Source organism: Massilia sp. 9096 (genome assembly GCF_000745265.1).
GTDB lineage: Bacteria > Pseudomonadota > Gammaproteobacteria > Burkholderiales > Burkholderiaceae_D > Telluria.
The window spans coordinates 25,581-46,640 of record NZ_JQNN01000002.1; the positions used below are offsets into that span (position 1 = coordinate 25,581).

The following is a 21,060-nucleotide window of genomic DNA, read 5'->3' on the forward strand; positions in this document are numbered from 1 at the left end:
GTAGCCGAGCAAGCGAAGCGCGCGGCAGACCTGGCGATGATCGGGGTGGTCGCCAAATCGATGGCCGCTCATGTGGAGGAGCTGTCGAGCATTATCTGGGTAGCATGGTAATCTTGGGCGTACCAGACAAGCGATCACTCGCTAAACGTCGCAGATTCACCGCACTGACGAAATTATGCTCGGCGGCGAAGCGTCAGGCTCATCCATATCCGAACACATGCTGAGATCATCCTACGCTCAATTCAAAAAGCGCTTCATTCTCAGCTCATCGCTGCTCATCGCTTTGTTGGCGGCTCTCATTTCTTGGAAAATCGCAGCCGGCGTGCAAGCTGATCGCGACGCTGCCTTGGACCGGACGCGAAGCTTTTCGCGCGCCATGAGTGCGCACGTCGAGAGCGAAATGCGCGTCATCGACTTGTCTTTGTTGAGGTCGGCTGAGGCGCTAGAAGCGCTTGGGGCGCAAGCGTTGAAAAACAAGCAGCGCGCGCAGCAGATCCTGACGACGTCGGCGAGCGATTCAGATACGAGTTTTTGGATTCACTTCATCGACGCTCACGGCGTGGGAGTGGCTGCATCCAACGGGCTGCCCATCGCCGGCGTATCTTTTGCGGATCGTGAATATTTCAGAACACATCTGAAAGACGACGGTGCTGGTTTGTATGTGGGAGAGCCACAATGGGGCCGTGTTTCGGGACGCCGTCTTTTCTTCCTGAGCCGGGGTGTGTTCTCTCCAGAGCGCGAATTTTTGGGGGTCGTTGTCGCCTCGGTCGACGCCGCGGCCATCGCCAGTGTTTTCGGCAGCGCCTTGTTTCAGCCGACGCTTTCGATCACGCTGCTTCATGCGAGCGGCAAAATCGTGGCGCGAGTCCCGCTTTTTGAGCAATCCTTCGCGACGAGCCTTTTCAATGCGGACTTTTATCGTCATTGGAAAGCGGCCTCGAACGGAAATTATGAGGCGCGCAGTCCGATCGATGGGCAACAGCGCGTGTTCTCGTATCAGAAAGTAGGGGACACTGGTCTTGTCGTCATTGTCGGGATCGCGGTGGATTCATGGCGGAGGGCCATCCCCCGAGATGGTGCCATCGCAGCCGGAGCATTGGGCATCGTTGTCTTGGCTCTCGTGCTGAGCGGTCGCTTCGCTTTGCGAAACATCCTGCGTCTCGAACTAAGCCATGCAGAGCAACAACGGCTCAACGCCGAGCTGCGGACGGCGCGCGATGAGCGGGCTCGCGGGGAAAAACGTGCACGGATGATCGCCGACACGCTCCCGGCCCTGGTTTCTTATGTCGACGCGAGCGAGCGCTATGTCTTTCACAACTCTCTATATCGAACGCTTCTGGGCCCGGCGGCCGATCAAATGGACGGGTGCTCAATGCGCGATGTCTTAGGTCCGGAGATCCACGCGTCGATTGTTCCCGAAGTGCGCGCGGCCTTGGGTGGCGCGCGAGTCAGTTTCGAGCGCGCGGTCAACGTTGGGCCGTCACAGCGCTGTTTCAAATTTGAATACACCCCAGATGTGGACGAATCGGGCAAGACGTTGGGTTTTACACGATGGGGATCGACATCACCGAAATGAAAGACGTTCAGCATCGCCTGAGCGCGTTCGCCCGAGTCGACTCCTTGACGGGACTACCCAATCGAGCGCAACTTTACGAGCGGTTGGGCGAGGCTCTGGCGCGTTCAAGGCGGGGAGCGTCCGCAACCGCATGTTTGTTCTTGGACATCGATCATTTCAAGTCGATCAATGACTCACTAGGCCATGCTAGCGGAGACGAAGCACTGCGGGAGTTCGGCCGGCGGCTTCAATCGTCCGTACGTGAAACGGATTTGGTCGGTCGGCTCGCTGGAGACGAATTTGTGATCGTCCTTGAGGGAGGCGAGCAACCGGCGTGTGCGCAGGCTGTCGCGCAAAAAATCATCGAGGCCATGCGCGCTCCATTTTTTATTGCGGGCGCGCCGCTTCACGCGTCGACAAGCATTGGAATCGCTGTGTCGTCGGGCGAAGATGACGACGCCGACGGGATTTTGAGACGAGCCGATGAAGCCTTGTATGCTGCCAAACGTGCGGGTCGGGGAGGCTTTGCCACAGGCTGCCCACATTGAAGGTCTGCCAACGTTGGCGCATTTCCTTCGAGCTTCATAAAGAAAAATGTTTGATCTCTTGGGCTGACATCACTCGATACATATAAATGTCCACATATAGACACAAACAACGTCTTTGACCAATTGCTGAGAGTAAAATTAAGGCTCGCTGGCGCAATTTTGCGCGAGCATTGCGTCACACCGTGGAGGCCCGCCATGCGCGTAGTCAAGACTGAGGTTTCCACTCAAAACGAGTGCGGCAAGTGTGGGGAGGGCGTAGCTGGCATCGAGTTCGCATTCGCCTTCCAGCCGATCGTCTCGTTTGAAAAGCAAACCGTGTTTGCCCATGAGGCGTTGGCCAGGGGGCCAGAAGGTCAACCGGCTAACTCCGTGCTCAGCCAAGTCACTTGGGAAAACCGCCACCGGTTTGACCAAGAATGCAGAACTCGGGCGATTGAGCAAGCCGCCGCCCTTCAAATGGGCGAGTCGTTGTCCATCAATTTCATTCCTAACGCGGTCGCCAATCCCAGAGCGTGCATCCAACGGACACTACGCGCCGCCGCAAACTGCGGGTTTGAATTGTCGCGACTGATTTTTGAGGTGACGGAAAGCGAAAAATTAGTCGACGCTGAAACGCTGGTGCGGATCTTTCGAGAATATCGCAAGCTTGGCATCAAAACCGCCATTGACGACTTCGGAGCCGGATACGCAGGGTTGAATTTGCTCGCCCGCTTTCAGCCGGACATCGTGAAAATCGACATCGATCTCATTCGCGATATCGATGCCAACAAAACCAAACAAATCATCGTTGAGAACATTGTCAACCTGTGCGAAAAGTTGGGCATCGTTGCGCTTGCGGAAGGGGTAGAGACTTTCGATGAACGCGACTGTCTTTCGAGCTTGGGCATTGATCTCATGCAGGGGTTTCTTTTTGCGCGTCCCGCTTTTAGAGCGATCGCCGCTGTCGATCCGATGGCTTGGTCTCGGCCCTAGCTTCCTAGGGAGGCGCCGCGACAGCCGATCCATCGCGAGAGCACCGGCTTGACATCGACCATAAGGGCTTTGGCTTGCCGAACCGACGATGTTTGGCCGCGGCTCCACCCGAGCGCGTATAGCCATTATAGAATGCGAGGAGACGCGTCCTGCACGTCCAAAGGCGAGTCGAACCGTCTCTACGCTCTCGCGCAAGTCAGACACGGCGGCGGCGATTGTTTCCGACGCGTTGTACTTTTGCAAAAATTGCTCTTACGCGAAGCAATTCGCTTCCGACTAGCCTTGGCCGTTCAGCCCAGTATCTTCGTCCTCCACGCACCGTACGCCATTCATTGGGAATCCTGCTTTACCTAGGTCGGTCGATTGCGATCTGCGAATGGTGACAGAAGGTTGCGGAGCCGGCCCACGGCGTAGCCCTGCGCATAGTCGACGCCGAGCTGGCGTATGACGTCCAACGTCAAATCATCCTCGACGTACTCGGCCACGGTGCGAATCCCCATTTCGTGGCCGACTTCATTGATAGCCTTCACCATTGCACGATGTATCCGGTTATTCGCGATATCGCGGACAAATACTCCGTCGATCTTTAGGAAGTCGACCGGTAGCGAACGCAGATACGCGAACGAGGATAATCCGCTTCCAAAATCGTCGAGAGAAAACAGGCAGCCTAGTTGTCGGCAGCGCGCCATAAAATCTTGTGCCTTGGGTAGGTTTGCGATGATGGCAGTCTCGGTAATTTCAAAACAGATCTGCCGCGGTTCGACCCCATGCTCGCTAAACTGGTGGACAATGTGGTCGAACATGCCGTCGTCGTTGAGTGACATCCCCGAGAGGTTGATCGAATACATGGCGGGTATACGGTCGAAGCCGGACGCGTTACCGTCCCGCGCGCCCGAGTTCTCTTTCTCGATATGCCGGCAGACATGGGTAATGACCCAGCGGTCGAGCGACGCCATCAGGTCGTAACGTTCGGCAGCCGGAATGAAGGCTCCTGGCAGAATCAGTGTTTCATCCTGGCTGGCGATGCGGATGAGCACCTCCTCATGGTGTCCGGATCCGCTCCCCAACGGTATGATCGGCTGGCCGAACAACCGAAACCGATCATGGGTGAATGCATCGTTCAGCCGGGTTACCCATTGCACCTCGCTGCGCCGCTGTGCCAGCAGCGCGTCAGTTTCGTGGTACACGCGAATGCGGTTGCGCCCGGCTTCCTTGGCCAGGTAGCAGGCCTGGTCAGCCGCCATCAGCAATTCGCTGGTACTGCTGCTGTCAGGCGAGATTTCGACCAGCCCTACCGACACACCCAAACTGAACGTGTGTCCACCCCAGGAAAAACGGAAATCTTGGATGGTCTGGCGAATGCCCTCGGCCAGTAGGAGGGCGCGCGGCAACGGACAATGCTTAAGCAGCACACCCAGTTCGTCGCCGCCGAGGCGCGCGAGGATATCGCTGTCGCGCATCCGGTCTTGCAACATATGTGACAGTGTCTGCAGCAGCACATCGCCGGCAGCATGGCCGCAGGTATCGTTGACGACCTTAAAGCGGTCGAGGTCCAGGTAGAGCAGCGCGTGGTGTTGCCTTTCGCTCTTGGCGCTGGACAATGCATGTGCGACCTCCTTTTCGAACTCGCGTCGATTGATCAGCCCCGTCAATGCATCGTGGGCAGCTTGCCAGCGGACCTGGCGCGCCAGTTCTCGTTCGTGGCTGACGTCGCGAAATACGGCCACAGCGCCGAGCAGCTCGCCATTACTAGACCAGATGGGCGCGGCCGAATCTTCGATCGAGACTGTGCGGCAATCGCGCGTAACCAATCGGGTCCGCGACGAAACACCCACGGTCGTTCGCGTACGCAGGCAGCGTGTCACCGGATTCTCGACCACCCCGCCGTTGACCTCGTCGATCAGGTGCATTAGCTCGTTGATGGGTTTGCCTTCAGCGTCTAGCTTGCTCCAGCCCGTCAAATGCTCGGCCACGCGATTGAGCGAGCGTACATGGCCTTTCCGATCAGTGGTGATGACGGCATCTGCAATCGACGCCAGTGTGACTTCGGCCAATTCCTTTTGCTCGTGGATGGCCAGCTCCTGCATCTTGCGTTCAGTGTCATCCCAGATCAGTCCCAGCGTACCGACGGGGACGGCGGATTCGCACACGGGCCGGGCCTTTGCACGCAGCCATCGCTCCTCGCCATCGGCTCGCCGGATGCGATAGCTCGTCTCGTAGCCGAGGCAGCGATCGACATGCGTCTGCATCGTGTCGACGACAGCGGTGCGGTCGTCGGGATGGATAAACGACAGGTAGTCAGAAAATGGCATGCGGCAAAGTTTTTGGGGCAACCCCAGCAGTGCCATGCCGTCCGGCGACCAATTGATCACACTCGACAACACACGGCCGTCGATGAGCGTGGAATCCCACACCGACATCCTTGCAGCCTCCAGCGCAAAGTAAAGCCTTTGACTGATCTCATCCATGAAAACCCCCGTCGGCATCGCATGTCGGGGCAGGCGGTGCAAGTTTCGATGCATATCCGGGCAAGACCGGTAAGCGCGTCATGCTCGGCAAGAAGACTGGAAACACTGCATCGAGTATGGCGCACACAGCGTTCTAAGGCCGTTCTGCACGAAGATGCTTGTTGCGCGCGCCGAGGAACGGCCCTGTTAGGGCAGCTGCCTGACCACTCATACTGTTAGGCAGTCGCTGAAAAAGCGCAGTATCTCTTCGCTCGTCTTGGGGCCACGCATGTCGACATGGGCGCTGCACGCTCCACCGCCTAATCAGGCATATCCAGTGCCGTGCACGGTCCAGTGCTCGGCCAGTACGCCGCCCGTTCTTTCATCGCGGAGCCGCAGGTGAAAGTGCGCCCGTCGGTGCGGCCGAGCTCCTCGTCCGCAAAAATGCCGGCGTCCGTGTCTGGCTCGGCGGCGGTCGAGCTGTCGACCGATTGGTGCAGAGAACTGCTGCCGTTGGGCTAATGGACGGTCGTATCGGCACCGCTATGGGTGACAATAATCGGTACCTTACACTGATGTCTTGGCAAAGTACCTCTTCCCGCCATCGCCGCGCGGCCGCGCAGGTGCCGCCCCATTCCGTGCCCGTCGATGTCCGGTAGGCCGATGTTGAGCGGGCAGACATCAGATCGCCACGCCGGAAGCGCACCGACCGCTGTGCACGCGCTGTGCAGCATCAGCACTTCGTGGCCATGCTCTCGAGCTACATCGCCAGCATGATCGCCGCAGATTCGTTGTCGTCGACGATGGCGATCCGCTTATACCTTGGCCAGTCGTCTAGGCGCGAAGGTAATCGGCGCGTAGTCGAACCAAGAAGCTACGGGCGATGCGCAACAGAAAATGCGCGTTTTGTAACGATAACTCGGCATCGCAGTCGGTCAGAAAGTAGAATATGCATTTTGCCCGCTATGCATATGTTATGTCGTACAACCCTTTGAATTTCCTTGATGGCGGCGGCAAGACTGCAGCCCTAATTCGCGCATTTCCGTGGATTGATACTGGACTGGGGCCAATCGAGCAGTGGCCGATTGGACTGAAGACGATCGTTGCATTCATCCTGCGTTCGCCAGTGCCCATCGTGACGCTATGGGGACCGGACGGCTACATGATCTACAACGACCGGTATTCAGAATTTGCCGGTGGGCGCCATCCGCAGCTGCTCGGCTCGAAAGTGCGCGAAGGATGGCCGGAAGTTGCGTCGTTCAACGACAACGTCATGAACGTCGTGATGGCGGGCGGAATATTGAGCTATACGGACCAGGAGCTCACCCTACACCGCAGCGGCAAGCCGGAACAGGTCTGGATGAACCTGGACTATTCGCCGGCGCGCTTCGAGGATGGCGAGATCGCCGGCGTGATCGCAGTCGTGATCGAGACGACGGCCAAGGTGCGGGCCGAGCGCCATGTCCAGGGCGAGCAGGCACGGCTCGGTGCGATGTTCGAACAGGCGCCCGGCTTCATGGCGCTGCTAACCGGCGCTGAGCACCGCTTCGACCTGGTCAACGCCGCTTTCAAGGAGCTGATCGGCGAGCGTGAGTGGAATGGCCGCAGCGCGCGCGAGGTTCTGCCCGAGTTAGCCACTCAGGGCTATTTCGAGACGCTCGACCGCGTGTACGCAAGCGGCCAGGCGGTGACGGGGCAGGCAACGCCATTTCAGCTCGAAACCGGGAAAGTAACGCCATCGACGCCGCGCTATCTCGACTTTGTCTATCAGCCTCTAAAGGATGAGCAGGGCCGTGTATTCGGTATCTTCGTCCAGGGTTCGGACGTGACCGAACGCATCCTCGCCGAATCGGCACTGCGCGAGAGTGAAGCCAAGTTCCGCACCTTTGCCCAGGCGATGCCGCACCATGTGTGGACTGCGCCGGCAAGCGGCGAGCTGGACTGGTTCAACGACCGCGTGTACGAGTACTCAGGCGCACGCGCAGGCGAGCTCGATGGCGATGGCTGGGGTGCCATTATTCACCCGGACGATGTCGAGATCGTTACGCAGCGCTGGAGCGAATCGATTGCAACTGGCACCAACTATGAGGTCGAGTTCCGTATCCGTCGCCATGATGGGACTTTCCGCTGGCATTTGGTACGCGCCTTGCCAATGCGCAACGCCGCGGGCCAGGTCGTGCGCTGGATCGGCAGTAACACCGATATCGAGGATCAGAAGTCGACAGCGCAAGCGTTAGTAACGCTAAACGCTACGCTGGAAGAGCAAATTTCGGCGCGCACTGCCGAGCGCGACCGTATCTGGCGTCTGTCGAAGGACATCATGCTGGTCGCCGACTTCAATTCCGCGCTGACGACAGTGAATCCGGCCTTCACGTCGACGCTCGGCTGGCGCGAGCAGGACGTTGCCGGCAAATCCTTCCTCGACTTGGTGCATCCCGATGACGTACAGACCACCATTGATCAGGTCAGCGCATTGAGCACCGGAGGACACACCTATCGTTTCGAGAACCGCTATCGGCGCAAAGACGGCAGCTATTGCACGCTTTCCTGGACCGCGGTGCCGGACGCGAATTTCATTCACGCGATCGGGCGCGATATCACGGCCGACCTGCAGCATGCAGAAGCGATGCGACGCACCGAAGCGGCGCTGCAGCAGTCGCAAAAGATGGAAACCATCGGCAAACTCACCGGGGGCGTGGCTCACGACTTCAACAACCTGTTGCAGGTCATTTCGGGCAACCTGCAGCTGCTTGCACCGGACGTGCGCGAGATGCCTGCCAGCCGCAAGCGGGTCGAGAACGCCCTGGCCAGCGTCCAGCGCGGCGCCAAGTTGGCGAGCTCGCTGCTTGCCTTCGCGCGCAAGCAGCCGCTCGAACCCAAGGTAGTCAAGGTCGGTCGCCTGATTACAGGTATGGAAGACATGCTGCGCCGTAGCCTGGGCGAAGAAATCGAGATCGAGACCGTGATCTCGGGCGGGTTGTGGAGCACGGCTGTCGACGTGGTGCAACTCGAGAATGCCGTCCTCAACCTGGCTATCAACGCGCGCGATGCGATGGCGGGCAGCGGTCGGCTAACGGTAGAAGTGAACAACGCCATGCTGGACGCAGCTTATTGCGCTACCCATCCGGACGTGGCACCAGGTCAGTACGTGGCGATCGCGATCAGCGACACCGGCAGTGGCATGTCACCGGAGGTGATCCACCAAGCGTTCGAACCGTTTTTCTCGACCAAGGCCGAAGGGAAGGGGACAGGTCTCGGCCTGTCGATGGTGTACGGCCTGGTCAAACAGTCCGGCGGCCATATCAAGATCTACAGCGAAGTCGGAGAGGGCACGACCATCAAGCTTTACCTGCCACGCACGCTTGAGGCGGAAGACAATTATGTCTCGCTCGACACGCAACCGGTAGTCGGAGGCAGCGAAACGGTGCTTGTCGTCGAGGACGATGAAGCGGTGCGCGTAACCGTGGTCGATATGCTAACCGAGCTAGGTTATCGCGTGCTCAAGGCGCCGGACGCCAGCGCTGCGCTGACCGTGGTCGACAGTGGCGTACCAATCGACCTGCTGTTTACCGACGTCGTCATGCCTGGTCCGCTGCGCAGCCCAGAGCTGGCGCGTAAGGCGAAGGAACGGCTGCCGGAACTGGCTGTGCTATTTACTTCCGGTTATACCGAGAACGCGATCGTACACGGGGGACGCCTCGATCGGGGCGTCGAATTGATCGGCAAGCCTTACACGAAGGAAAGCTTGGCGCGCAAGATCCGCCATGTGTTGGGTAATGAAAAGCAGAAGCGGATCGGCAAGCCGCCTAAACCTTCGTCTCACGACGTAGTTGCGCAAGCGGCTGTGCTCGTGCCAGCTTCTGTGGCCACGGCCCTGCGCGTGCTTTTGGTCGAAGACGAAGAAGCCATCCGTGAAAATACGCGCGACATGATCGAATTCCTGGGCTACCAAGTTGTCGCGGTGGCAAGCGCTGAAGAAGCGATGCGGCATTTGTCACGCGAGGTCCATATCCTGATGACCGACAAGCAACTGCCGGGCATTCAGGGGGAGGATTTGGCGCAGTTCGCGAAGGCTCGGTTTCCACAGATTCGGGTAGTGGTTGCGAGTGGCTTTGGCAGCGCCATCAACGTCGCAGGCGCAAGCGCGTTGGCCAAACCCTATACGCTAGACACGTTGCGCGCGACGCTGGCATCTTTGGGTTCCGAAACGGCTTAACACAGCGTGGAAGTCAGGCCAACGACGTTGGCATCGCAACCGAGCCGCTGCCGAACATCTTCGGTCTGTTCACGCAAGCTGAAGGCACGCTCGACCGCGCCAATGGAGGTCTCGGCATTAGTCTTGCCTTGGTTGAAACTATCGTCGGTCTATATGGCAGTGAGATCTCGACGTACCGCGCAGGAATGATTGTGGACGCTAAATTAACACTAACACTTCCGCTATGAGACAGCGTGACTAGCGATCAAAACGACGAAAACAGCCTACACGGACGCTGAGCATTACTGATGTATGCTAGCTTAGAATTATGTCGGTAAAGCAACGCTAGGTGAATCTTTTAACGGACGACAATCGACGGGGATGTCGATACAGAAAGTAGTTCCCCGCTCAACACTACTATCCACGGCAATACTTCCTCCATGACTTTCAGCAACTGCACGAACGTATGGCAGACCAATACCCCAGCCTTCCTCGTTTCGCTTCGTAGCATCTGCTCTACGGTACATTTGAAAGATGTCTTCTTGCTCATCTGGAGGGATGGGTTGACCTACGTTGTGCACCGTGAGTAAGAGCCGCTGGTGTGCCTCGTTGATCTTGATCGTTATCGAAGTACCCGAAGTTCGATACTTGATGGCATTGCCAATTATGTTCTCGATAGCACGCTTGAGCGCGGCTCGGTCCCACCACCCTGTGACAGGTGTTGTACCGCTCTGAATATGCAGTCCCTCCTTAACTATTTTTTCGCCTTGGACTTCCTTCACAACATCTAAAACTTCAAAATTTGATAATTGTAGCGAAAGTGAAGAACCACTATGAAAGCTCATCGTGTCGAGCAGTTCATGAATCATGCCATCGATGCGCATAAGGTTCTTCTGTGCCTTGCGCACCATGTTTTTTACCTCGACCGGATCATCTGTGACAGCAATGAAGTCAAGCACCATCATAGCGGCCGTCAGCGGGTTTCTCAGGTCATGTGCCAACGCAGCAGCAAAGCGCTCACGTAATGCACTCCCCACCAATGAGAATGCCTGCACTGCATCCTTGATCGCTCCATCCAGCGATTCATTGATTATGAGCACCTCTAACGGTTCTAATTGAACACCTTCCCGATATAGAACGTCGAAAATCACCCATCGGAAGATTTGATACTCGCTTATCAAGGCCTGTTGGTCATACTCAGTAATACGTGCTCGTTCGCCACCATGCTCTGCAGCAATCGATGTCCCTGCAGCAGCGGTCAACCGAGGATAAGTCGGAGTGATAGCCTCAGCAATGTTGTCATAATAAGCTGGCAAAGTATTGATGAGGATGGGGTGCATGAGAGCTTGTGCCTGCGGAAGTGCAGCGCGAACCCGTTTCTCCCACTCCGCGAAAACTGCTTCGCGAAGCTCTAGCATACGCGTAGAGGTAGCTGACAGTCCGTGTATGCTAATTTTTGATCGCTTGCATATGTCATGATGCAGCCCGTTAATCGATTGCTACCTCAGGTCTTTGTGCGGTTATTCACACTGCCTACGATGATTCTTGTCAGATACAGTGCTAATCGGTCTGTTATCTAGCAAACGAGCGCTTTCGGTTGTTGCACCCTGTGGCGAACAGCGCTCCCAACTGTTGACAACGGTCATGAGAGCGACGCCAAGCAGCGAAAGTTTAGACTTCTATTGAAACCTAACCGAACTTTATTTCTTTATTGTTGAGTTTCAGGGATGCACACTTACAGACGATAAGGAAAGTCTCCTACGGCAAAAACACGGCGCGTGTTCGATAATTGGGTTTATATAAATCATATTGCGTTTCGCCACGCTTGTTTGGCTTCATGACGAAAAATCTTCACAACAATCGAGTGCCTTCGAGCAGTATCTCGCCTTCGTGGCCTGAAGACCACGGTTGGGCTGTTGACCAAATGCCTCTGCCTGCCTTCCTTTGTGACCGGCACGGCGCCGTATTGAAGTGGAACGCTTTAATGGTTGATTTGTGGCGCTCCACGCCTAATCCTGACGAGCCGGGACGTTGGCACGGTTGGGAACAGTTACTGGACGCGGACGGTAATCTTTTGAGCGAGAATCCCGTTGCACGCGCTGTAAAACGCGCCGCGCCTGTGTCAATGGACGTTATAGCCCAGGCTCGTGGAGAGGGCGCGATTCGAGCCACTGTTTTTAGCCGCCCTGTACGGGACGGGAGCGGAGAAGTGGTGGGCGCACTCTGTGCAGTGTCAGTTTCCGGCCCAGCCGACTCAAGCCATGCCAAGGAACGAGCCGCTTTTTTATCGATTCTCTCGCATGAACTGCGCAATCCGCTCTCGCCAATCATAAGCGCCGCCGCCGTGTTGCGCAAAACGACTTCCGATCCGGCGGTTGCCAAAATGGTTGACATCGTTGACCGGCAGGCCAAGCAGCTCGCTCGCTTCGTTACCGATTTGTTGGACGCCTCACGCCTTCACCGTGCGGAGGAGGTACCTTGTGAATTGTGCGAAACTCAATTGAGCGCGGTGCTCGACGCTGCGCTGGATCCGTTAGGGCCGATATTGAAATCTCGAGGCCAGACACTCTCGGAGAATGTTGTTGACCGCTTCGCTAAACTTCGCTGTGACCCCTCGCGGGTGGCGCAAGCGCTTAGCAACATCCTGCGCAACGCAAGTTTTCATTCTCCAGACGGCGCCGAGATCACGCTAAAGGTCTATTCAGACGGTGACAAACTCATGCTTGTCGTCGACGACCACGGCGCGGGCATCAACGCTGAATTGGCCAAGCGCGCCGCGGAACCATTCGTCCAAGGTGCTCCGCCGGTAGGAAGAGCGCCTTCGGGAGCAGGACTGGGATTAGCAATCGCTCGCAGCGTTTGCTTGGCACATGGGGGCGTAATGACCCTGAATGATGGCACAAATGGCTGCGGCGCCCATGTCGAACTCGTGCTTCCGATAATGGCGAGCTCGACCTGACAATTAGATAGCGCCCGTATGGAAACGCCTGCGCTCAGGATCAATTTCTTAAATAATTGCAATGTAAGGTGCCACTGTGTCGGGCAACGTGCAACTCAGCCTGTCAATAATTGCGACGATTTTGGGTTCGGTAGCTGTTACTTGCTTACATGAACATCGAAATAGTAGCGAATCATTTTTAGACTTCCCTCCCTGCGTTATTCTGCTTTATTGCCTGGTCAATCACGCGGCTTAGCTCAGGCAATCCTGCAGGCTTAGTAAGATGAGAATCGAAACCTGCCTCCTTAGCGCGGCTACGGTCGAGTTCGCCGCCCCAGCCAGTCAGGGCCACCAGCACAATGTCGTCAAGTCCAGGCGTCATCCTAACTTTCCTTGCCACCTCGTAACCGTTGAGCCCAGGCATTCCGATGTCAAGGATGGCGATGTCCGGCTTGGAAGCGACGATTTGATTCACGGCCTCCAGACCATCATTCACAGTCTTGGTCTCGTGTCCCGACATTTTCAGCAGGTCGCTCAGTAACTCCGCCGCATCGACGTTATCGTCTGCCACCAGCACGCGTAAGCCGATATGCGTGGGCAGGCGGGGCGAGCCGTACGAGGCATTGCCCGACACTTCGCTGCTGGCCCCCGACGAAGCAGGTAAACTGACAATGAATGTCGCCCCCTTGTCGATCCCGGGGCTGCTAACAGCGATAGTCCCGCCGTGCATTTCGACCAAGCTGCGCACTAACGACAAACCAATACCCAATCCGCCCTGGGCACGTCCCATGTTCCTAGAAACCTGACTGAACATGTCAAACACATGGGTTTGTTCGTCCAAGGCAATACCCATACCTGTGTCGACGACAGTAACGACCGCCGTGTCTCCTTCTCGTTCAGCCGATAGTGTGATGCGGCCACCGCTTGGCGTATATTTGACTGCGTTGCTCAATAGATTGCTAAATACCTGTGCCAACCGCGTACTATCGGCGTCGATGACAATCGTTTCGTTAGGTAGATGCACTTGTAGTTCATGACGCGCCGCTTCAATTGAAGGCGACGCCGTTTCAACGGCATTGGCAAGCAGACAGTTAAGGTCGACTCGTTCGTTTTTCAGGACGATCTTGCCGCTGTTAATCCGGGAAAGATCCATCAAGTCATCGATCAGGTGAACGATCTGCCTCATTTGCCGGTCCATCATGTCGAGCACTTTAGCCCCGTTCATCATGGGTTTCCCGCTCATGCGCATCAAGTCGAGGCCGGTACGCATCGGTGCCAAGGGATTGCGCAGCTCGTGCGCTAGAGTAGCCAAGAATTCTGTCTTGTGCCGGTTGGTTTCGGACAGGTCAGCGGCTAGTTCACGAAGGTGGTCCTGCGCCGCGGTCTTGGCCGTAATGTCCGTAAACAGGATAGCGATACGGCGCTCTCCTGATTCGCCCATCGGGGTCGCATACACATCCCACCAATATCCCATGGCCGCCGAATGTTCAGTGAATCTGGCAGGCTCCCTTGTCAAGGCAACTCTGCCATAGACGTCGATCCAGCGCGATTCGATGTCAGGAACCATTTCGCGAATTGTCTTGCCGGCGGCGTTAGCCAACCCGGACTGCTGTTCGAAAGCGGGATTGACCTCCTCGAACCGGTAATCGATCGGCACACCTTGCGCATCGACTAGGACCTGCACGATGGCGAAGGCTTCGTCCATCGATGTGATGAGGGTACGGTAACGCTCTTGGGCGATACGCAGTTCCGCCTCGGCAACTTTTTGGGGCGTGATATCGAGCAGTACACCTGCAACAGCTATCGGACGATCCGCGTCGTCGGTTTCGACGCGACCGCGTGCACTGACCCAGCGAGTTCCGTCCTCCCGCGCGAGCCGGAAATTCGTTCGGTAAGGCTCGCCTGTGTCGACGGCATGCTGCAGCTGCCTCGCAACGTCTACCGCATCGTCTGGATGAATGGCATCAGTGTATAAAGTCATAGGCGCGTCGACGATCGTTTCGTAGGGAACGCCAAAGAGCTGCGCGAGATTGCGGTCGCCGATGAGGCGGTCCGTTTTTAGATTCCAGATCCATGTCGCCACTTCACCCGCGGCCAAGGTTGCTGCCAAACGGAGGCGGGCGTCTTCGATGGTGTTTTCAAGATCCTTACGCAAGGTGATATCAGCGGCAGTACCGATGAGGACAACCTTGCCTTCTACATTCTCGGGCTGTACCACGCCAGCCAGCTCCACCCAACGGTCGGTCGGCTCGCCAAAACGGCGATAGCGACCGATGAAATGAAAACGCTTGCCTTGGTGAACGCTGTCGTCCATCGCTTGCGTAAATTTTTCGATGTCATCCGGGTGGAGACTGTCCGCCATGAGCGCAGCGCCGTTCAAGGCCGGGCTATTCGGTGGGATACCGAAGATGTCGTACATCCTCGCATTTTCCCAAGAGCCGATATCGTTTGTGATGTCCCATGTCCAGATGCCCAGCTGCGCAGCTTCTGTCGCAACCTGCAACTGCAGCTGCGCCTGTCGCATACGCGCTTCGGAGGCTTGGGCCGACATCCGCTTACCGTATTCGAGCACCGTATTAGCACGCGCGGCTTCAACATCGAGAAGCGGTGTGACATCGTGCATCGAAATGACCGCACCCAAGATCGCACCGCCGCTATCTTTCAAAGGCCGGCCGCTGACCTCAAAATGATGACGCATACCGTCTGGACGTTTGACAACGATCTTGGCATCGTCAACACGTTCTCCCATCAGCGCCCGGTAAAGGGGAATTTCGTCGATCGGCAGGCGCGAAATGCCATCCGGACGGTAAAGATTGTATTGCTCGGCCCATTGCTCGAAGTGCAGGGGCGCTTCGTCGAGTCCATGGATGCTACGCGCGGTCTCATTGAAGAACGTCAACTTGCCCTCACGATCGCAAGCAATGATCCCACTGTCCACACTCTCAAGGACGGCGGCCAGGAAAGAGCGCTGCTCGTTCGTTGAACTGCTCCCCTCGCTCGGCAATTGCTCGTCAAGGGCATAGGCCTGCCGCATGATTTTGCCGAAACCAAGCAAAGCCTGACTATTTTCATCGACGATTTTGTGAACCGTCCCATCGCAAAAAATGGAAGAGCCATCTTTGCGCTTATGCCACCTGACGTCGGTAGAGTCGCCCAGTGCAAGTGCGGTATTCAACTCGTCCTTTGGTGCACCGGTCTCCCGATCTTCATCCGTGAAAATCATCGCCAGCGGCTGCCCAAGGGCTTCATCTGCCGACCAGCCGAGCAATTTCTCTGCGCCTGGGGACCACTCGACGATGGAGCCGTCACGATCGAGCATGATCATAGCCTGTTCGATTGCATTGTTGAAAAGCAGTCGAAGGCGTTTGTCAGAAGAAATTTGTTGCATGTCAAACAGATACAAGTAAAGACCGACAGCGCACACCGGCCGGATAACGGAATATTTTATATTCTTACAACATTTAGAGGATGATCACCGCGTGCATGCTGACGACGCTAGCGACATGCATTGATGCTGGCCGACGGCGACCTATCATTACGCCAACAGCGTGATAGCTCATGACGGATCACCAGTAGCGCTAAGGCAAGAGGGAAAATCGTCGATTTAGACAATTATACAGTTAAATGCCGTTCCTTAACGCAAGGATTTGACGATTTTGTTGCTAAACAAACATAATGACAACAACATCAAGTAATGTCCAATAAGCACTAAAAGCGACGTTTCATTACTCAACAATCATTTCTGTAGAGCTCGCGTAAGACATGCGCCTAAGTCTTTTTTTTCGAACATGACTGCGCATCACTATATTGGCCAGAAATAACAAGCTAGTCTACAGCTCAGGTAGTGCTTTTTCTAGCTGCGAAAGCCAATCCCGTCCGCGAGGGGTTATATGCCAAGCTGGGCTTGACTGCTCGACCACGACAACAAAATGGTGTTTCGTAAGCCATTGAACGACATCAGCTGAATCTAGGGGTTGCCGCCCTTCCTGCAGAGCTAGTAAAAATTGTTCGCATTCCCACTGAAATAAGAATTGTCTTCCTTTTTCGGTCAGCCAGATTTCTTCTTGCCTAAGGCTGATCAAGGCTCTGTCGAGCAAGATTTTGTTGCAACCTTGCAAGTTCACATCGGGCGCACTACCTTCGGTAGCTCTGACAAGAATTTTGACTAGTTCACTCTTATGAATCATAGAACAAAGTGTTGAAAGTGGCCGAGCCAGACTCGTGTATGACGTTGCTGAGTTGACATCGACCAACTCATGAGACGAGAGTTTGGCGCAGAGTAGATTTTACAACACATGGGTACTGATCCGGCGTTAATCTCGGCAGTGCAGACCATGGCTGAAAATTTACTTCAAGGCAGTGGAAGCTATTCAGTATCTTGCAGTGTCCGATACAAGCCACTCATCTCGGTATTTCAAAATTGCTAAACCTTCATTACACTGCTTTTTTTGATGCTCTGACTAATTAGTTCAGCACTTTGATCGATAGAAAAGGAAGTGTGAATGTCAGCTATTGACTGCTTATACCAGGATCGCGCTAATCGTCCAACACTCACATAAATAAGAAACTTTGTTGCTGCAATATCATCATAATGGTGAAGTGCATGATTAATTTCAAATGCGTCGCCCATAGCTTACGATATTCCTGTACCCTCATCTTCGATGACTAGACCTCTTGGCGGCAAGTACGAGCTTCGACACTTAGTTGATTGATGCAGTACAGATGAAAAGAGGTCAACATGGTGGATTTACCGAATGGTTCGTCACAAAAAGAATTGGAAAATGCTTTTTTGCAAGTAATTTTGAGCGATACGCAGGAGTTTGGCGTTCTCTTTTACAACGAAGATCTGTCTATTACTGGCTGGAACAACGGCGCACAATTTATAACAGGATGGGCTGCAGATGAGGTTATCGGACAGCCGACCGGGATGCTTTTCCTTCCAGAGGATAGGCAGAATAAACTGGATGTGCACGAGGCTCAACTAGCCCGTGTCGTCGGGGCTGCACAAGACGAACGCTGGCATATACGCAAGGACAGTGCGCGCTACTGGTCAAGTGGCGTAAGCCTGCCACTCAGCGGAACCGATGGACAGCCGAATGGTTTTGTAAAGGTTTTCCGCGATGCTACGCACTTGCGGACGCGCACACAATATCTCGAAAATCTTGTGCAAGAGGCCGATGTTCAGATGAGCGAAAAGAATGTGTTCATCGGTACAATCGCGCACGAGATGCGCAATCCGCTGTCGCCCCTGAAAAGTGCGGTCGAGCTTATAAAGCGCTCGGCGGGCGACAATGCAGGACATCTGCACTTGATTGGAATCATCGACAGACAGATCAATTTCCTCGATCGCCTCGTTGAGGACTTGATCGGCCTAACCCGTGTCCAGACTGGAAAGCTAAGTATTGCCTACGAAAATGTCGTGCTCCAGGAGGTTCTTTTTGAGGTACTCAACAGTAGTCGCGAATCTGCAACGGCCAAAGGAATTGTTATCTGGGAAGTCATGCCACCTGTGCCAATTTACGTCGATGTCGACTTCAGAAGGTTCCAGCAGGTAATATTGAATCTACTTAACAATGCAATAAAGTACACAGCTGCCGGCGGTAACGTGTGGCTAACGGCTACCGTCGATCAAACTCATTTCCTATGCTATGTGAAGGACGACGGTCAGGGCATCGGCGACAGCCTATTGCCTAAAATCTTTGAGGTCTTTACACAAGCCGATACACGCAAAGCCAGCCGTGGTGAGGGACTTGGTATCGGTCTAGCGGTAGTTAAAGAAATCGTATCGTTACACCAAGGAAATGTAGAAGTTAAAAGCGATGGGGAAGGCAAGGGCAGCGAATTTATTGTACGCCTCCCGCTTCACCGGCCTTTCGCCTTCGGGTCAGAACCGTTGGTCAACGGTCCTTCATAAAACTGGACAGGTAAGACAGATTTAAAAACTTTTTGCCTGCTACAGTCTCGTCAAAATTTTTCATTCCTCTTACAATGCGGTGCCAGCGGCCAGGCAACTTCGAAGGCGGATTGGCATGCGCGTTCCCTCGGTTCCACAACGCAATGGCCGCCCGCAACCGCAGCTCCGAGGCCGCAGTTTGTACACATTTTGATAAGGCAAATGCGCAACACCGTGAGAACATTTTCCATAAGGAAATGAAAATTTCTGTACTTAGGCGTATCCTGTAACCATAACTCATCTGCGCCTAACAAGCATTATTCTAGAACACTTATGGTAGAACACTCATGTGCCGCTCGTCGCGTGCTGGTCGTCGACGACAACATCGACGCAGCGGATTTGGTCGCCGAGTTTATGGCATTTCAAGGATATGAGATCGCCGTTGCCTACGGCGGGGAAGAGGCGATCAAGATAGCCGAGACTTTCGGACCCAATCTTATTTTTCTCGACTTGGGCATGCCTGGCATGGACGGATACCAAGTGGTGTCGGCGTTACGCCACGCTGAGTGGTTTCCACCGACGCGGATCGTTGCACTCACGGCTTGGGGCGATCAAGATTCGCGTGAGCGGACAAAGACTGGCGGCTTTGACGCGCATTTGGTAAAGCCCGCACGCTTGGAAAATTTGATCGCTCAAGCGCAGTTGCTTTGATGAAGTAGTGTCCATGGTCGGGCTGCCGTTGAAATTTCGCTCGTACTGCTGCGCTGGGTCATCCAAATGTGCTGCGAGAATTGCCTTGAATGAATCACAACAGGACTCATCAATTCTTGACTAAACAAAACCGCGTTTTCTAACCGCTCACGTCTGGCCGATGTCAGCCGTTTTACTAAGGACGGTAAATTCCCTAATTGCAAAGCCACTAACGTTCAGGTCCGTTAGCAGCTGTCCCAACGCAGACACTCATAGATAGCAGACTTATGTTAGCCCCTGATGAGAGATGTTCAATTTCGACGATGCGCCTTCTAACGCCCGTTATCCAAAACGTTGCCCTATCCAGTGATTACAATGAACGCGTTACTTGCGCCCTCCTTTTTTTCCGAACATGGGTTTGAGTTCGTCCCATAAAACGCTTTCGATTATTTCGACATCCTCCAAGGCAGTTTGCGAAAATTCATAATAATCCACGACAAATGTGGCTCGCAGATTGGCAGCCCACGCAGATAAATACAGTGAGTAGCTAGATCGCCCACGTCCAGTACCTAGGTGATATCTGAACTTTGAAAACATAGACTGTGTCGTTCCCACGTAGACGGTAACGGAGTTAGGGTGGGCATAGTTGTCGCGGCTCATATTGGCTTTGTTGCGCAAATCAGCCCCGACCAGCGTACGGCCGTGAGGTCTGGTAGCCTGAACAGATGAAACCAGCTCCGCAGAAGTACCGCACGACCAACTGGAAGACGTACAACGAAGCGCTCAAGGCACGCGGCTCGCTGCTCATCTGGCTTGATCCGACGATGAACTGGCATGGTCAGCCGAGCGGCAAGCGTGGGCGCAGCCAGACGTTCAGCGACGAGGCAATCCAGTTCTGTCTGAGCATCAAGTGCCTATTCAATTTGCCGCTGCGCCAGGCCATGGGCATGACGCAAAGCATGCTGCGCCTGGCCGGGCTGGACTGGCCGGCACCGGACTTCAGTACGATCAGCCGGCGGCAGAAAACGCTGCAAGTGGCGATCGGGGCAGTACCGACCACGACGGGCTTGCATCTGCTGGTGGACAGCACAGGCATCAAGATGCTGGGCGAAGGCGAATGGAAGAGGAAAAAGCATGGCGCAGACTACCGGCGCCAATGGCGCAAGGTGCACCTCGGAATCGACGCGTCCACGCTCGAAATCCGTGCCATGGAGGTGACCGATAACAGCATCGGCGATGCACCTGTCCTGCCGGGGCTGCTCGACCAGATTGCTGCCGATGAGCGCATTGCCAGCGTCAGCGGCGACGGCGCGTACGACACGAAGGACTGCCATGAGGCCATTGCTTTGCGCGAAGCGCATGCCATCATCCCGACCCGAAAGAACGCCAAACCCTGGAAGACCAATCGCCGCGGCGCGGACGCCCGCAACGAGATTCTGCACACGACACGCAGACTGGGCCGGGCGATCTGGAAAAAATGGAGCGGCTACCACCGGCGCAGCCTTGTCGAAACCAAAATGCGCTGCTTCAAGCTGCTGGGCGAACGCGTCATGGCGCGTGATTTTGACCGTCAGGTCGCTGAGCTACAGGTACGAGCTGCCGTGCTGAACCGCTTTACTCGGCTGGGTACCCCGATGACGGTCCCAGTGTTATAAAACGAACTACAAATAGCGTCAGCTCGGCCTTTGCTTGATTTGCTCAACAAAGCCGGTTGCCGCCCATCTTTTTGACATGCTGTTGACGCGGGCGCGCGATTAGAACGACGCCATTCTTAGGGATGGCGTTCGCATTATCCGGAACGCAAAATTGTGAAGTTTGCGGG

11 protein-coding genes are annotated in these 21,060 nt (G+C 55.3%); 8 read left to right on the forward strand and 3 right to left on the reverse strand.

The annotated features are described in order from the left end of the window. The first annotated feature begins 175 nt into the window (after positions 1–175). The 3 genes from FA90_RS24260 to FA90_RS24270 all read left to right on the forward strand — a co-directional run bounded on the left by FA90_RS24260 (position 176) and on the right by FA90_RS24270 (position 3,075). Positions 176–1,576 carry a cache domain-containing protein gene (locus tag FA90_RS24260; RefSeq protein WP_081934143.1) on the forward strand — a complete coding sequence of 467 codons (1,401 nt, stop codon included), beginning with the start codon at positions 176–178 and terminating at the stop codon, positions 1,574–1,576. Next, the gene (locus tag FA90_RS25965) at positions 1,552–2,103 is read left to right on the forward strand and encodes a GGDEF domain-containing protein (protein WP_081934144.1); all 552 of its coding nucleotides are present in this window, start codon (positions 1,552–1,554) and stop codon (positions 2,101–2,103) included. Before FA90_RS24260 ends, FA90_RS25965 begins: the two co-directional genes overlap by 25 nt. A 195-nt stretch (positions 2,104–2,298) precedes the next feature. After that, positions 2,299–3,075: an EAL domain-containing protein gene (locus FA90_RS24270; RefSeq protein ID WP_036177341.1), complete on the forward strand. Its 777-nt coding sequence runs from the start codon at positions 2,299–2,301 to the stop codon at positions 3,073–3,075. A gap of 350 nt (positions 3,076–3,425) precedes the next feature. Here FA90_RS24270 and FA90_RS24275 read toward each other — a convergent pair whose 3' ends face one another. Next, complete coding sequence (locus FA90_RS24275) at positions 3,426–5,543, reverse strand: EAL domain-containing protein (protein ID WP_036177572.1); 2,118 nt, start codon at positions 5,541–5,543, stop codon at positions 3,426–3,428. Between the two features lie 928 nt (positions 5,544–6,471). Here FA90_RS24275 and FA90_RS24280 point away from each other — a divergent pair. Continuing rightward, positions 6,472–9,738 carry a PAS domain S-box protein gene (locus tag FA90_RS24280; RefSeq protein WP_239701097.1) on the forward strand — a complete coding sequence of 1,089 codons (3,267 nt, stop codon included), beginning with the start codon at positions 6,472–6,474 and terminating at the stop codon, positions 9,736–9,738. Between the two features lie 305 nt (positions 9,739–10,043). Here FA90_RS24280 and FA90_RS25970 read toward each other — a convergent pair whose 3' ends face one another. Next, complete coding sequence (locus tag FA90_RS25970; protein ID WP_239701098.1) at positions 10,044–11,057, reverse strand: HAMP domain-containing sensor histidine kinase; 1,014 nt, start codon at positions 11,055–11,057, stop codon at positions 10,044–10,046. Positions 11,058–11,701: 644 nt separating this feature from the next. Here FA90_RS25970 and FA90_RS25975 point away from each other — a divergent pair. Next, positions 11,702–12,676, forward strand: coding sequence for a sensor histidine kinase KdpD (locus FA90_RS25975; protein WP_197065392.1), 975 nt, complete (start codon positions 11,702–11,704; stop codon positions 12,674–12,676). A gap of 178 nt (positions 12,677–12,854) precedes the next feature. Here the strand turns inward: FA90_RS25975 and FA90_RS25315 are convergent, their stop codons facing one another. Continuing rightward, complete coding sequence (locus FA90_RS25315; RefSeq protein WP_156116915.1) at positions 12,855–16,043, reverse strand: PAS domain S-box protein; 3,189 nt, start codon at positions 16,041–16,043, stop codon at positions 12,855–12,857. A gap of 1,350 nt (positions 16,044–17,393) precedes the next feature. Between FA90_RS25315 and FA90_RS24295 the strand changes: the two genes are divergently transcribed. The 3 genes from FA90_RS24295 to FA90_RS24305 all read left to right on the forward strand — a co-directional run bounded on the left by FA90_RS24295 (position 17,394) and on the right by FA90_RS24305 (position 20,893). Then, on the forward strand, positions 17,394–18,569 hold the full coding sequence (locus tag FA90_RS24295; protein ID WP_081934148.1) for a PAS domain-containing sensor histidine kinase: 1,176 nt from the start codon (positions 17,394–17,396) through the stop codon (positions 18,567–18,569). A 342-nt stretch (positions 18,570–18,911) separates the two neighbouring features. Next, the gene (locus FA90_RS24300; protein WP_239701100.1) at positions 18,912–19,259 is read left to right on the forward strand and encodes a response regulator; all 348 of its coding nucleotides are present in this window, start codon (positions 18,912–18,914) and stop codon (positions 19,257–19,259) included. Between the two features lie 704 nt (positions 19,260–19,963). Next, complete coding sequence (locus FA90_RS24305) at positions 19,964–20,893, forward strand: IS5 family transposase (protein ID WP_036177297.1); 930 nt, start codon at positions 19,964–19,966, stop codon at positions 20,891–20,893. The last annotated feature ends 167 nt before the right edge of the window (positions 20,894–21,060 follow it).

What these genes read in the sequence shown, in the direction of transcription:
- FA90_RS24295 (WP_081934148.1), top strand. Translation starts at nt 17,394, where the DNA reads ATGGTGGATTTACCGAATGGTTCGTCACAAAAAGAATTGGAAAATGCT.
- FA90_RS24280 (WP_239701097.1), top strand. Translation starts at nt 6,472, where the DNA reads ATGCATTTTGCCCGCTATGCATATGTTATGTCGTACAACCCTTTGAAT.
- FA90_RS24305 (WP_036177297.1), top strand. Translation starts at nt 19,964, where the DNA reads ATGAAACCAGCTCCGCAGAAGTACCGCACGACCAACTGGAAGACGTAC.
- FA90_RS25965 (WP_081934144.1), top strand. Translation starts at nt 1,552, where the DNA reads ATGGGGATCGACATCACCGAAATGAAAGACGTTCAGCATCGCCTGAGC.
- FA90_RS25315 (WP_156116915.1), bottom strand. Translation starts at nt 16,043, where the DNA reads ATGCAACAAATTTCTTCTGACAAACGCCTTCGACTGCTTTTCAACAAT.
- FA90_RS24260 (WP_081934143.1), top strand. Translation starts at nt 176, where the DNA reads ATGCTCGGCGGCGAAGCGTCAGGCTCATCCATATCCGAACACATGCTG.
- FA90_RS24275 (WP_036177572.1), bottom strand. Translation starts at nt 5,543, where the DNA reads ATGGATGAGATCAGTCAAAGGCTTTACTTTGCGCTGGAGGCTGCAAGG.
- FA90_RS24270 (WP_036177341.1), top strand. Translation starts at nt 2,299, where the DNA reads ATGCGCGTAGTCAAGACTGAGGTTTCCACTCAAAACGAGTGCGGCAAG.
- FA90_RS25970 (WP_239701098.1), bottom strand. Translation starts at nt 11,057, where the DNA reads ATGCACCCCATCCTCATCAATACTTTGCCAGCTTATTATGACAACATT.
- FA90_RS25975 (WP_197065392.1), top strand. Translation starts at nt 11,702, where the DNA reads ATGGTTGATTTGTGGCGCTCCACGCCTAATCCTGACGAGCCGGGACGT.